Origin of the sequence: Streptomyces sp. NPDC020362, assembly GCF_040642095.1 — a bacterium.
GTDB lineage: Bacteria > Actinomycetota > Actinomycetes > Streptomycetales > Streptomycetaceae > Streptomyces.
Map to the genome: position 1 here is coordinate 21,994 of NZ_JBFAET010000001.1, position 13,533 is coordinate 35,526.

Here is a 13,533-nt window from a genome sequence, read left to right on the forward strand (position 1 = left end):
ACGGCCGGCGCGGGCTCGCACTACAGCCACTCGCCCTCCAGGGCGGTGGCGCTGAGGCCCGGTGCCGCCGCGTACAGGACGGCGCGACTGCCCGGCTTCTGCCCGGCGTCGTACGCCCGCCGCATGATGTCGAACACGGCAGCGCCTCCGCGGTTGCCGCTCGTGTAGCTCTGCCGGCTGTAGTCCAGCAGCCCCGACGGCCACACGTCGGGCATCGTCTGCTCCATGTACTCCAGCACCCGGGTCCCGCCGGGGTGCGCGAGCAGCACGTCGGGGTGCCAGGAGTCGGGGTCGTCCTGGTAACGGACGCGCAGCCACTCCCACATCGCGGTGACCGTCTCCTGTACGGCGCGCGGTCCGCGCCGGTCCATCACGAAATGGGTGCCGTCCGCCCGCGTTTCCAGGCGGTGCAGGTCCTGGGTGCCGGGCAGGGTGTGGTGCCAGGCGCTGTCCAGTCGCAGCATCGACTCGCGCCGGGGGCGGCCCGTGACCACTGTGGCGACCGCGGTGTCAGCGAACAGCAGCCGGACGATCAGGGACTCGAGGGTGTCGTCCGCGGGCTGGTAGGTCGTGCTCAGCGCCTCCGAGATCACGACCAGGACCACCCGGTCGGGGTCCGCGGCAACGAGCTCCGCCGCCAGCGCCAGGGAGCGGGTCCCTGCGATACAGGCCCACTGCGTGGCCGGCAGCAGCATCACGTCGTTGCGGAGCTGAAGCTTGTTGGCCAGGGAGATGTCCAGACCCGGCAGCGCCGGGGTGGTGGAGTGGCTGGTGATCAGGCAGTCGACATCGGCCGCGTCCAGCCCGGCGATCTGCAGGGCTCCGCGCGCCGCACGCTCCCCGTAGGACTGCACGGCCTCCCAGGCCGGCGCGGTGCGCTCCTGGACGGTCTGCGGTACGGGTATCGCCTCGAGGGCGGCGATCACACGGTCGACGTCCTGCTGGCTGAACCCGTCGCGTGCCAGCGCCTCTTGGGCCGGTCCGACGCCGACAGCCTGCAGTCCGCTGCCCTTGCCCGGCGCGACGGCGGTCTCCAGCGGCAGCATCCACCCGCGGGTCTCGATGCCCGTACTGGCCGCGATGCCGTCGATCCGCGGCGCCCACGCCGCGTGCGGATGCCGGTCGCGCACCTCCGCCACGATCTGGCTGGTCTCCACGGCGTGCTCGCCGTGTATGACGGCAGGAGGACAGAGGTGAGCGGCCATAATGGGGCACCTTTCCAGGGGAACAAGCAGGAATGTCGCGAGTGCTGTGTCATGAGTCACTTTGTGACTTCACGCCCAAGAGGCTGCCGATGGGCCCCATCTCGGGAGTCGGTATCCGTTTTGAGCATGGACGCTAAATGGACATTTCCGCTGTGATGCAGACAACTTAGGCAGCCTCTGGAACGCGTGACACGGCACACACCGCCGAAACAGGGGCCCCCGGAGCGCCCCTGCAAGCCTCACCTGACTCACCGTCAGCCAGGACGGCGCCTGGTCACTGCTGCCGGAGCCGGGCGACTCCCCTGGCGGCACGGGCCACTCGACCACAGAGACTCTCTGCGAAGGGGAAGACGTGCGCCTCGATCGGCATGCTGTCCGACGCGACGGGCGACAGCGGGGGGAACGGGGTCGTTCTCGCAGGTGCCGTGCTCGGCGCTGCTGCCGGTGGTGCTGTGGGCACGGCGATCGATGGGCGACGGGGCGGGGAGCAAGGAGGGAGAATCGCCCAAATCGGATGGGATGTCATCAGGAGCGAGGCCCGCAGAACTGCGCGGCGTGAACTCGATCCGCGTGCCGCTCGCGCCGAACTCCCCGTGCCCGAAGGATCCCCGACGTCCCCCACCCTCAACCGCTCCCTGTTCGGCCGCCGCAATCCGGTGCACAGTGATGAGGAGGACCTCCTATGACCTCCCGCTCCGCGAGCAGCGGTCTGCCGGCCAGGAGAGCCAAAGCCCGTTTCGTCGGAACCGTCGTCGGTGCCGCCGTCGGTGCGGTCGTCGGCGCCGCCGTGGGGGTGGCCAGAGGCGCCACCGCAGGAGCGGCCGAGGCCCTTCGGTGGCGCGAAGCCCGGCCGGGCGCCGCGGACACCGGCCAGGGCGCCGAACCCTCCTCGCCGTCGGCCCACACCGACCACAGCGTTCCTGAGGCAAGGCTCGACGGCCTGTTCCCCGAGCCACACCGTGCAGCACCGAACGATGAAGGAGACCTGCTTTGAGCTTCGAGCCGGATTCGTGGAACCCGACCGGCAGTACGAGATTCCCTTGAGGAGTGAGCACGTGGCCCAGCCGTCCAGACAACCGCTCCCCCAGGTGTATCGACCCGCAGGGGTCTGCCGTCATGCGGTGAGGGCCCGAAGGGCCCGAGCATGGGTGGGGAAGTAGGCAAGGACGGCTCGATATGCCGTGACCGCCCGGTCATGTTGTCCGGCGTGCTGGAGCGCGTGCCCCCAGTTGTAGAGGATGGCAGCCAGGGGGAGCGGAGAGGGGCTTGTGTATCTCCCGAGGGCTTCGCCGAAAGCGTCCCGCGCCTGCTGATCGTTTCCCATCGACACGTGCAGACACGCGATGCGCGCCATCTGCTGTGGCTCGACGTGGGTTGTGCCGTGTGCCGGGCGGAGCCTGAGGGCGGCCGGGCCGCGCCCGCACGCCTCGAGTACGTCGGCGCGTTCCTCGGCGAGGTCCTCGGTGGCGTCGCCGTGGTGCGTGGCAAGCGCGAGGGCCTGTGCCGACTCGGCGAAACGGTGGGTGGTTGTGGCCACGTGGGCGCGGGTGAGCCAGGCAGTGGAGTCTGCCGGGGCGTGGCTGACGAGTTCGGTCGTGATGCGGTCGGCGGCCATCAGATCGCACGCGTCGGAGGTGATGCTGTGGCGTGCGAGCAACGCGTTGGTGAGCCTCACACCGACATCGGTGTGGCCGGACTGTGCGTAGTGCTGGGCCAGGCCCACTAGCTGGGCGTGGCCCAGGTTGGCGAGCGCGATCGTCGAGGACGTACACCGCGGTAGGGGCCGTCCGCCGAGGTCTGCGCGTTCAGGGCGAGGGGGCAAGAATCGCTCCGGCATCCAGCGCGGGCGGGTTGGGGTTGGCTTGGGCCAGGTAGGGGAAGGCGCGCGTCGCGGGGATGACGGCGGAGTCCACACCGTCACTGACCGGTGTGCCGTGCCAGCCGCCGACGATCACCGAATAGAGAATGTCGATGACGTCTTCGTTCAACCAACGGCCGCCACAGGTTTCGTGGGGCTGACCTGTGCGGGCGCCGCGCTCGATGTCGAGGTATCCGCGGTCGCCGAAGGGCTTTGTGGTGTCCAGGACCAGGTGGTCGTGGAGCAGCGGCTCGGTGAGCGGGTGATGGTGGTCGTCGGTGAACGGCCAGGCGATGGCGTCGTCCAGCTGGTCGAACATGGCGAGATTCGCATCGAGTCGAGCGCGGTAGGAGGCCGCGGACTCCGGTGGGACGTCGAAGGGGTCGTCCAGGTTGTACAGGTCGCGCAGGTCGACACTCGTGTTCACGGTGTCGTTTCCGTTGACCGACAGCAGCACGTTCTTCGCTTCGGGCCGGCCGATGCGCTCGAAGCGTGCGGTCGGTACTCCCTGGCTGAGGGATTCCCCGACGGCGGCCCACAGCGCCGTGCGGGCGGTGCCGAGGACGGCGTCCGCGTCGAGTTCCAGGACGATGCTCAGCACGTTCTGTCCCGCGACGGCGTCTGCGCCGGGGGCGGTGAAGGCGAGCCGACGGGTGGCGCGTGTGCGGATCTCGCTCTGGACGTCCATGAAGAAAGGATCTCGGCGCAGGCCGGCGAAGATGCTCACCTCGGGCCCGCATACGGCGCCCTTCTCCCCGGTGCGGAAAGCGACCGTGCGGTCAGCACCGTAGCTGAGCGCGCCACCCTGGTCACCAGCGTCCGGTTCGATATCGGTGAACGTGACGTCGAACGCGATCGCGCCCTCACCGCGGGCTCGGACCACCGCGTCGGTGCCGATGTGGGCGGGCGCCAGCCGCATGCGGTAGAGGACGGCGTCGGAGAAGGCCGCTCCTGGCTGCGCGCCGGGGAACAGGTTCAGCACCACGGCCAGCCGGCCTGGCACATCGGGCACGGGAAAGAAGTACAGGTCGGTCAGGTCGATGACAGGGTCCTGCATCGCGCGCAGGCTGGACAAGTGGTCGGACACGGCATGGCCTCCTTCTGGCGCGGCACTCTTCGGCAGGGTCTGCACCCACAGCGAGAACGGCAGTACGACGGCTCGACAACGGTGTCCTGGAAAGTGGAGCTCACCGGACTCACCTCAGTGGTCAGCTCGTGGATGGGCCGGAGACGAATGGGCAGGACGCGCCTGCGGCGCGAGAACGGTCGACCGGGTCGTCCCGCCCGTGTCCGTCGAGCCGGCTTTGGATTACATGCGCCGCGTCCACGACCCTTTGCCCCTTCCTTCGGGCCGAGGGGACGGCCGCCCGGCCAATGAGAACGACGCCAGGAGCGGAGAGCGACAAGGTCACCGGGCGCATAGCACCAGAGTAGGGCGAATACTGGTATGGAGGGTCCAAATCCCTCCAGAGTCCCGACATATCAGCCTCGGAGAAGGGCTGAGGTGGACGGCCCCGGCCCTCCATGCAGGCCCTCTTCTGATGGAGGTAATGCCATGTTCGATGCCAGCACCTACGACCCGATCTCACCGCAGGTCACTGCCGGGGAAATCGGCCGGTACAGCCAGGAGCTCCGGCGGCAGACCCAGGGAGCGGGCAGCCGGGTCGGCAACCGGGCGGAATTCACGCTGGTCGCCCCGGTGATTCAGCCGGACGGTCCGGCCGTCTTCCGCGATCGGGCAAAGAAGGCGCAAATCGAGGCGCCCTATTGGGAGGGTCGGCTCGGCACCGTCCACGACCTGCGCGTTTGCTTGATCAACAACGATCAGCAGCTGCTCTTCGCCGCCACATACAGTGACGATTTCATGCCCTACGTGAGGGATGTCATCCGCTTCGCGGGCCCGTGGATCGACTATATCTTCACCCGAGTCGCGGAAGGCTACCCGGGCATGAAGTCGGCGGACGAGGCGCTGCAGTACATCGCGGAATACCAGGTCGAAGCAGGCATCTGGTACGGCGGTCCGGATCCGGAGGCGACACCTCGCGACATCACGAAAAGCCTGCGGGTGACCAACGCCTTCAACCAGCTGCTCGACACGGTGCAAGAATGAACGACTCGGCCGGGCTCACAGTCCCCACTCTGGAATTCGAAGACATCCAGGGCACATTGCTGCGTCGACGACCCGACGACTACCACGGCGTGTACCTGCTGTACCGAATCGATGACGCCGGTGCGGCGAAGCAGTCGTTGCGCGGCATACTGCCGATGGTTACGAGTGCCACGGATTGGGAGAGCCCGCGGCCCTTCACCCTCAACATCGCATTCACTTACAGCGGCTTCGAACGGCTGGGAGTTCCGCCGGAGTCGCTCGCATCGTTCTCGCCCGAGTTTCGCGGGGGCATGGCTGCCCGCAAAGAGGTGCTCGGCGACACCGGGGCGAACGACCCGGGCAACTGGGTTCCACCGCTGGGCAGTCGGGACGTCCATATCGGGGTGCTGATCATCTCGCAGGAGGTCGAGGCGCTGGACGAACCGCGCAACGAGGCCGGGCGCCTTGCCGGAGTAAGTTTGATCTATCAACTCGACGTAAGTGTCCCCAGCACCGGACGTGAGCACTTCGGCTTCCGCGACAGCATTGGTGGACCGCACATCAGGGGAAGTGCGAACCCTCCACTGCCCGGCCATGACGAGGTCTGGCCCGGCGAATTCATCCTCGGCTACCAGGATGAGCCAGGAGAGCTGCCCGACGCGCCGGTGCCGGACGCGCTCGGCCGTAACGGCACCTACCTGGCGTACCGGCAATTGCATTCCGACGTAGCGGCGTTCCGCCGATTTCTGCGCGAGCACGCCAGGTCGCCCGAGGAAGAGGAACTGATCGGCGCAAAGATCATCGGCCGCTGGCGCAGCGGTGCGCCGCTCGCCCTGTCGCCCGACAGGGACGATCCCGAGCTGGCGGCCGACCCGATGCGCAACAACGACTTCCTCTACTACGACGACGATCCGCACGGACAGTGTGTGCCGCACGGCGCTCACATCCGGCGCGTCAACCCTCGGGACAGCCTCAAGGACACCGTGGTCGCGGTCAACACGCATCGGCTGATCCGGCGCGGCGCCGCCTATGGACCAGTGCTGCCCGACGGCGCACTGGAGGACGACGGGGCGGAGCGTGGCATCATCTTCATCTTCTTGGGAGCGAGTCTGTCCCGACAGTTCGAGTTCATTCAGGAAGTCTGGATGAACGACGGCGACTTCGTCGGTCTAGGCACCGAGAAGGACCCGCTCATCGGCAACCACGACGGCACCGATTCGTACACCATCCCCGCCAAGCCGGTACGGCGGCGGCTCACCGGGTTGCCACGCTTCGTGACCGTCCGGGGCGGCGAGTACTTCTACATGCCCGGCATGACCGCAATCCAATGGCTCGCCGCGCTGCCTTAGTCCTGCAAAGACGACTGCAGGGTTGCCGGAGCTGCGAGGGCTGTGGGAGGCACCATGACAGAGCAGAGGACACAGCAGGTCGGGAACTGGCCGCGGCTGCGCGTGGCGGACTGGGTCGAGACCCGAGACACACTACACATGTGGACCCAGATCGTCGGCAAGATCCGGCTGGCCCACGCCCCCATGGTCAATCACTGGTGGCAGGTCGCCCTTTACGTCACTCCGCGGGGATTGACCACTTCCGCGATCCCGTACCGAACCGGCGTGTTCGATATCGAGTTCGACTTCGTCGATCACCGGCTGGGCATTCGTGTCAGTGACGGAAGCCGGCGCGACCTGGCGCTGGAGCCCAAACCGGTGGCCCGGTTCTACGCCGAGACCATGGGCGCGCTGGGAGAGCTGGGCATTCGGACGCGAATACACCCGCAGCCGAACGAGGTGGCCCTGGCGATCCCATTCGCCGACGACTACCAGCACGCCTCCTACGACCCGCACGCCGTACGGCTGTTCTGGGGCCAACTACTCCAGGCAAACAGGGTGTTCGGGGAGTTCCGGACCCATTTCGTCGGCAAGGACAGCCCTGTGCATTTGTTCTGGGGGTCGATGGACCTGACCTGCACCCGCTTCTCCGGGCGCCCCGCGCCACCGCATCCCCCTGGAGGGATCCCCAACGTGCCCGATTGGGTGACCAAAGAGGCCTACTGCGTTGAGTTGTTCAGCTGCGGGTTCTGGCCCGGAGGCGGTGAGGAAGGCGGGTTCTACGCCTACGGCTATCCCGAGCCGGTCGGCTGCGCCGACCATCCGGTCCGCCCTGCGGCGGCGTCGTACCAGCGGGGCAGCGGAGAGTTCGCGCTGCCCTATGAGGCGGTTGCCGACGCCGCCGATCCGGACCGGGTGCTGAGCGAGTTTCTGCACAACACCTATGGGGCGATCGCCGAGTTGGGCGGTTGGGATCGAGCGGCACTGGAGGCCGGCGCACACCGCTGGGAACACCGCTAGAGGCAATGCCGTGACTCGGTTGGCGATCTCGTGATGGCCGACCGGTGGCCGTACAGAGTGCGTGGAAATGGCTTAGAACTCCTACCGGAATGAAAACAAGTGCCGCCAGCAGGAGCGTGGGCATTCAACGGGAAGGAACGCTTCGCGGGTGTCGTGGAGTGTCTTTTCGTGGATTTGCAGACAGCGGTACCAGTGGATTCCAGCTCCACGTGCCTACGTTGTGCCGTGCTCGGTACAACAGCGGGCGATCAGCGGCTTCCAGGACCCAGACCGGGCAGCGATACTTGTCCCGGTTGTCACTGCGATCACCCAGCGCCACGTCCGGATCAGAGGCATGTCCGCGCCAAAAACGGTGTGCCGGAGCGCCGTCGCGCTGTGATACTGCTCCGATGATCAATCTCCCCACAGCTGCGCTGGATTCGTTGCAGGGCCTTTCCTTCGGTGACGCCTTCGGTGACCGCTGGTTCCGCATCCTGCGCCGGGACGGTTCTGCAGCTTTGGAGTCGCGGACACTGCCCCCGGAGCCGCTGTGGCGGTGGAGTGATGACACCGTCCAGGCGCTTGTTCTCGTCCGGGAACTCGCCGAGGGGGGCGGCACCGTGGATCAGGACCGCCTCGCCCTGGGCCTCGCGGCGGCCTACGCCGAGGACACGCACCGCGGCTACGGAGCCTCGATGCATGACGTGCTCCGTCGGATCGGCGCGGGCGAGCCCTGGCGGGAGGTGGTCGCCGGACAGTTCGGCGGCCAGGGCTCCTGGGGAAACGGTGCGGCCATGCGCGCCGCCCCGCTCGGTGCCTGGCACGCCGTCGACCTCGACGTCCTCGCCGAGCAGGCCGCCTGCCAGGGCGCGGTCTCGCACCACCACCCGGAGGCGATCGCCGCGGCGGTGGCGGTAGCCCTTGCCGCAGCACTGGCAACACGCAGCCGGGGCGGGCCTGCCCCGGCACGCCCGGACTTCCTTCAGGCAGTCGCCGAACGACTCCCCGACAGCGATGTCCGGTCGGGAGTGCGGATCGCGGCCCGGATGCCGGAGCACACCTCGGTTCGGCACGCTGCGGAGGTCCTGGGCTCCGGGTACAGGATGTCTGGGCCTGACACCGTCCCTTACGCCCTGTGGTGCGCGGCGGGGCACCTCGACGACCTGCACGAGGGCCTGTGGTTCACGGTCGCCGGGCGCGGTGACATCGACACCACCTGCGCTATCGCGGGCGGGGTGATCGCTGCTCGCACGGGCGTCGCTGCCCTCCCCCCTGCCTGGCACGCAGCTCGTGAACCGCTGCCACCAGTCGTGTCGGAGTAAGAAGAGCCGTCGACGGCCGCCCGGGAGAAGTCCAGGGCGTTCGCGCCGCGCAGCTTGGCGAGGAGGACCTCGCGCAGCCGGGGCCACGACCAGCCTCGGTCCACTCGGCCAGGCGGTGGCGTCAGCAAGTCATGCCCGGGCCGAAGCCGATTTCCTACGGCAGGTGTTCCCAGGAGCTCCCGGCGTGCAGCACGTGCAGGATGCCCCGGAAAGCCAGCCGATCTGGACGCGGCTTGCGCCCGGGATTCCGGGGCCGACGCTCCACCTTGGGCAGCAGCGGCCCGACCATCGCCCACAACTCGTCGTCAACTTCCCACGGCTTCGGCCGCGCCACCCCGCACCCCCAGATCGCCAGGCCCAGAGTGGTCCAACCACCTCGAAGATCATTTCGTTAGGCTTCTGCCAGTCCCGGGTCTGCTGGTCGAGGCGGTTGGCTTGCTGGATCTCGTGCAGTTCCCGGGTGGGCAGCAGCGTCAGGGCTCGTGGACGGGTGGCGGAGGTGGTGCACTGGGGCGGTCGGGGCAGGTCATGAAGGTGGCTTTGGAGAAGACGACCTGGATGTAGTCGTGGCCGGCGATGTGCAGTGGCCGCCGTGCTCGGCTGGTCGCCCCGCGCGGGCAGACGGCCTGCTGATGATTCCAGTCGATGGTGAAGGCGCCTTCGTCGAAGCGGTACCCGCTCCAGGCGGTGTCCGGCTTGGCACAGTATGCGCGTCGGTGTCATACGGTGAGTCGAACCGCAAGCCGGCCGGTGGCAGTGCGTGCCCGTCGCGCCAGCGCAGCTTCCCGTGCGCGTCCCAGTAGTAGTGGTGCACCCACGCCTGCCGCAGGACCTACACCTGCGCGAAAGTTCGCAACCGGGGGGCGTTGGCCGCCCACACTGCGGAGAGGATCTTCTGGCCGTCCCGCCCGATGGTCTCGGCCAGCGCGGTCAACCCCGGCCTTGGCGCCGGGGACCTTCCCGATCTCTGCCTTGCGGCCGTAACGCTTGTCCCCCTCGGGCTCCACCAACGGCAGCAGAAGATCCGGCGTGTGCAGGGCAAGCTGCTCGAGTGCAGCCCCGCAGACTCTCCCCGGCAAGCTCCAGACAGCTGGGCCGCCGTACCGCCGCGAGCACGCGCGTGGCGTCCGTGCGCTGCCGGCCACCGACCTTGAGCAGCCCTGCCTCCAACTTCCGGTCCAGCGACCGACCCGCCGCGTCCCCGGCCACCAGGCGGGCGCGAACTCGCACAAGACCGTGTGGTCGAACCCGGGATCGTCCAGTCCCAGGCCGAGGGCGTATTGCCAGTCGATGCGGGTACGGACCGCTGCCGCGGCCGCCCGGTCGGGCAAGTTCCCCGCAAACTGCAGCACCGACACCAGCGCCAACTGCCCCGGCGACGGTCCCGGTCGGCCATCCCGTGGATACGGGTCCGCGAAGTCCTCGCCCTCGAAGCCCACATCCAGCCGGTCCCGCATCAGCATCGCCGGCGTCCCCTTCGGACACGCCGACCACACCGTCAGCACCGTCCGCGTTGGAATCCGCCGACAACTCCTCGGCCGCAACGACATTCTCGGCCCCCTCCCCGAGACGCCACCCCGCACCCCACCGGCGAATCGCACAATCAACGCGCCGTCAGCACCCCTCTCAAGATCGCCAACGGAGTCACGACCTTGCTGCTGGAGGGTGTCCGAAAGGCCGGTCAGCCAGCCGCTCTTGCAAGTCGGCGCAGGAGCAGCATGGTCGTGGCGCGGTAGATGACGTTCTCCGAGTTGGAGCGGAGGTATTCGTAGTCCTTGGAGGGGCGTCGGCATCGTCCGAGCCGGGCGAATGTCCGCCCTGCCACCCAAGGACGCGGACGACAGCGAAGCAGCGGACCTCACGGGGTGGGACTCCGGCCCTGGCCCAGGTGTGACGGAGCCCGCCGTCCCGGCGTTGCGCGATCTGCACGGTGATGCCGGTGGCCTGCCGGACCCAGGCGTGGAAGAGACCCTTGTGCAGACGGGACGGGGAGAGGACGAACGCCGCGACGGGACCAAGTGGTGCGTTGGAGTCGCCGTCGACCCGGTCGGTCCGCCACGCTCCCAGGGCGTCGTTGTTGTAGCCGTCCAGAGCCACGCCCCCGTGCCGGAGCGGCGCACGCCCACAGCAGGGCGCAGGTGCAAGGCTTGTGGCATGGCCCTTCGACCGTGGATGGAGTTCCGGCCTGCCTGGAGGCCGGGTCACGCGCCCGCGCTGATGGTGATCCCGCTTGGGCTGATCGTCGCGGTCTGTGTGGTCGATGTGCTGTCACCGTCGCACATCCACCTGGGCCCACTGCTGGTGGCGGCTCCCGCGATCACGGTAGCGCTCGCCGGCGCTCGTATGACGGCACTGATGGGGGTTCTCGCGGTCGCGGCGCAGGTGCTGATCGGGGTGCTCCGAGGAGCCCTGTCCACGGCCAACGTTCAAGCTCAGATCGCCGCCCTGGTCGTCGTCTCCGTCCTCTGTGTCGCCTTCTGTGTGGTGCGGAGTCGGCGCGAGCGGCAGTTGCACCGGGCGCGGTCGGTGGCCGAAGCCGCGCAGAGCGTCCTGCTTCAGCCGCTGCCCGGACGCAGTGGCCCGCTGCGGATCGCCGGCCTGTACCTCCCGGCCGAGGAGGAGGCCGACCTGGGCGGAGACCTGTACGCGGCCGCGCGGACCGCCCACCACAGCACCCGGCTCCTCATCGGCGACGTACGCGGCAATGGCCTGGCCGCGATCAACAACGCCGCCCTGCTGCTGGGCGCCTTTCGCGCGGCCGCCCATCGGCAAGCCACACTGCCACGCCTCGCCGTCCACCTGGACGCGGCGTTCCGCTGGGACACGAACCAGTGGCGAGAGGAGGCGGAGCAGGACGCGAACGAGGACTTCGCCACCGCCATGGTGCTCGACATCCCCGACCACGAAGCGGTGCTCCACCTCATCGCCTGCGGCCACCCACCACCGCTCGTGCTGCACGGGAATCGCATCACCACGCTCGTGGCCGAGGCGAGCCACCTTCCGATCGGATTCGGCGGGCTCCTCGGCATTGCCGAGTACGACGTCCAGACGTTCCCGTTCGAGGTCGGCGACCTGTTGCTCCTCTACACGGACGGCGTCATCGAAGCACGCAATGCCGAGGGTGTCTTCTACCCCCTCGCCGAACGGGTGCCCGAGTGGGCCAAGGAAGACCCCGAGGAGCTGCTGCGCCTTCTGCGGGACGACCTGCTGGCCCACGTCCACGGCCATCTGAATGACGACGCGGCCGTGGTCGCGATCCGCCGCCTGGCAGTCTGACCGGGGCTCGGAGACAGGCAGGACCTACGGTGCCTCCTCTTTGTTGCTCTGGCTCCGTCCGGGCGCCTGGCTGTCGCGCTGGGCCTGGCGTTGGAGATCGGCCACGCGCTGCAGAGCCGTCTTGAAGGTGGCGTACTCCTGTTTGCCCAGTGCCTTCGCGTGGCGTTCCTCGATCGTGCGCATGATCGAGGCGGCGGCCTCCATCTGGAGCAGGCCGCGCTCGGTGGGGCAGATCAGTTTGGCACGGCGGTCTGCGGGGTCGGGTTTGCGTTCGACATAGCCGAGGCGTTCGAGGTCGTCGACGAGGGAGCCGATGACCTGCTTGTGCTGTCCGGAGGCGCGGGCGAGATCGCTGGCACGGATGCCGTCGGCACGCAGGTAGGCGAGTACGGCGCCGGCGCGGGGTGGGATGTCGTCGAAGCCCTGCTCGGCGAGCGCGGTGAACAGCTCGCGCTGAATGGAGAAGAGGACCCGGGCAGCGAGCACGCCGAGGTCCGGTTCCGCGGTCTGGTGCCCGGTCAACGCGTCTCCCGTCTCGGCGGTCGTCCACCACAGTGCTGTGTCACCAGCGATTTTATTGGCCCGCCTCATGGGCTCGGACACCATCATCCGGATCCCCGGCGACCCGTACCGGCGCTTGCCCTCCCGGGAGCCGAGGTATAGCGTCGAAATGTCATCAATATTGACTATCAAGTTTGGTGACCAAAAGGCTCTGGCTCAATCCAAGGAGCGGAACATGAGCGAGCGCAATAGGTTCCTGGAGCCGATCACCCGAGAGAACGTCGCCGTGGTACTGGTCGACCACCAGGTGGGCCTGCTGTCCGGCGTCCGGGACATCCCGCTCGGCGAACTGAAGCACAACGTGGTGGCGCTGGCACGGGCGGCGACCGCGCTGGGACTCCCCCTGGTCGTCACCACCACCGCCGCCGACAGCATGTGGGGGCCGACCACCCCCGAACTGGTCGAGGCACTGCCGAGCGGACTGAAGATCATCGACCGCAGCACGGTCAACGCCTGGCACGACGACCGGGTCCGCGAGGCCATCGAGGCCACCGGCCGGCAGAAGCTGATCTTCGCCGGGGTGTCGCTCGAGGTGTGCGCCGCACTGCCCGCGATCTCCGCGACGGCCGCGGGGCACGACGCCTACGTGACAGTGGACGCCTCCGGCACCTTCAGCCACGCCAAGCGCGAGGCGGGACTGCTGCGCATGCAGCAGGCGGGCGTCATCGTCAGCGACTACGCCACCCTCATGGTCGAGGCCCTCGCCGACAACGCCGCCCCCGAGGCCGGCGCCCTCTACGCCGCCCTCGACATGCCGTTCGCCGTCCTGGTCGGCCAGATCTCCGCGGCCCACCGGGCCTAGAGGGCCCACCGACCGCCGCGCCCCGGCGCCGTCACACGTCGAGGGCGCACCGGCGGCGCCGGTGGTCAGCGGCTCACGGCTCAGGACTCACGG

At 68.5% G+C, this 13,533-nt stretch carries 12 protein-coding genes and 1 pseudogene; 7 read left to right on the forward strand and 6 right to left on the reverse strand.

Annotated elements, in window-relative coordinates; translation table 11 throughout:
* Positions 1 to 20: 20 nt before the first annotated feature.
* Positions 21 to 1,205, reverse strand: coding sequence for a type III polyketide synthase (locus AB0H32_RS00080; protein WP_361111599.1), 1,185 nt, complete (start codon positions 1,203 to 1,205; stop codon positions 21 to 23).
* Positions 1,206 to 1,887: 682 nt separating this feature from the next.
* Between AB0H32_RS00080 and AB0H32_RS00085 the strand changes: the two genes are divergently transcribed.
* Entirely contained in the window at positions 1,888 to 2,199 is a 312-nt protein-coding gene (locus AB0H32_RS00085) for a hypothetical protein (protein ID WP_361111602.1), read from the forward strand.
* Between the two features lie 120 nt (positions 2,200 to 2,319).
* On the opposite strand, the gene AB0H32_RS00090 is transcribed toward AB0H32_RS00085, so the two are convergent.
* Positions 2,320 to 3,027 (reverse strand): tetratricopeptide repeat protein, encoded by a 708-nt coding sequence (locus tag AB0H32_RS00090; RefSeq protein WP_361111605.1) that lies wholly within the window; start codon positions 3,025 to 3,027, stop codon positions 2,320 to 2,322.
* Positions 3,011 to 4,150, reverse strand: coding sequence for a DUF4331 family protein (locus AB0H32_RS00095; protein ID WP_361111608.1), 1,140 nt, complete (start codon positions 4,148 to 4,150; stop codon positions 3,011 to 3,013). Before AB0H32_RS00095 ends, AB0H32_RS00090 begins: the two co-directional genes overlap by 17 nt.
* Before the next feature lie 468 nt (positions 4,151 to 4,618).
* Between AB0H32_RS00095 and AB0H32_RS00100 the strand changes: the two genes are divergently transcribed.
* The 4 genes from AB0H32_RS00100 (at position 4,619) to AB0H32_RS00115 (ending at position 8,801) form a co-directional block, all read left to right on the forward strand.
* Positions 4,619 to 5,173, forward strand: coding sequence for a hypothetical protein (locus AB0H32_RS00100; RefSeq protein WP_361111611.1), 555 nt, complete (start codon positions 4,619 to 4,621; stop codon positions 5,171 to 5,173).
* Positions 5,170 to 6,501 carry a Dyp-type peroxidase gene (locus tag AB0H32_RS00105; RefSeq protein ID WP_361111614.1) on the forward strand — a complete coding sequence of 444 codons (1,332 nt, stop codon included), beginning with the start codon at positions 5,170 to 5,172 and terminating at the stop codon, positions 6,499 to 6,501. Before AB0H32_RS00100 ends, AB0H32_RS00105 begins: the two co-directional genes overlap by 4 nt.
* Positions 6,502 to 6,555: 54 nt before the next feature.
* Entirely contained in the window at positions 6,556 to 7,500 is a 945-nt protein-coding gene (locus AB0H32_RS00110; protein ID WP_361111617.1) for a DUF5996 family protein, read from the forward strand.
* Between the two features lie 389 nt (positions 7,501 to 7,889).
* Positions 7,890 to 8,801, forward strand: coding sequence for an ADP-ribosylglycohydrolase family protein (locus AB0H32_RS00115; protein ID WP_361111620.1), 912 nt, complete (start codon positions 7,890 to 7,892; stop codon positions 8,799 to 8,801).
* A gap of 2 nt (positions 8,802 to 8,803) precedes the next feature.
* Here AB0H32_RS00115 and AB0H32_RS00120 read toward each other — a convergent pair.
* Together AB0H32_RS00120 and AB0H32_RS00125 are read right to left on the reverse strand one after the other, a co-directional pair.
* Positions 8,804 to 9,135 (reverse strand): annotated as a pseudogene (locus AB0H32_RS00120) (transposase); the annotation flags it as partial.
* Positions 9,136 to 9,520: 385 nt separating this feature from the next.
* The gene (locus tag AB0H32_RS00125) at positions 9,521 to 10,957 is read right to left on the reverse strand and encodes a transposase (protein ID WP_361111623.1); all 1,437 of its coding nucleotides are present in this window, start codon (positions 10,955 to 10,957) and stop codon (positions 9,521 to 9,523) included.
* Here AB0H32_RS00125 and AB0H32_RS00130 point away from each other — a divergent pair.
* Positions 10,956 to 12,077, forward strand: coding sequence for a PP2C family protein-serine/threonine phosphatase (locus tag AB0H32_RS00130; protein ID WP_361111626.1), 1,122 nt, complete (start codon positions 10,956 to 10,958; stop codon positions 12,075 to 12,077). The genes AB0H32_RS00125 and AB0H32_RS00130 overlap by 2 nt on opposite strands.
* Before the next feature lie 24 nt (positions 12,078 to 12,101).
* Here AB0H32_RS00130 and AB0H32_RS00135 read toward each other — a convergent pair whose 3' ends face one another.
* Complete coding sequence (locus tag AB0H32_RS00135; RefSeq protein WP_361111629.1) at positions 12,102 to 12,599, reverse strand: MarR family transcriptional regulator; 498 nt, start codon at positions 12,597 to 12,599, stop codon at positions 12,102 to 12,104.
* 214 nt (positions 12,600 to 12,813) lie between these two features.
* Here AB0H32_RS00135 and AB0H32_RS00140 point away from each other — a divergent pair, with 214 nt between their 5' ends.
* Positions 12,814 to 13,440, forward strand: coding sequence for an isochorismatase family protein (locus AB0H32_RS00140; RefSeq protein ID WP_361111632.1), 627 nt, complete (start codon positions 12,814 to 12,816; stop codon positions 13,438 to 13,440).
* Positions 13,441 to 13,533 lie beyond the last annotated feature (93 nt).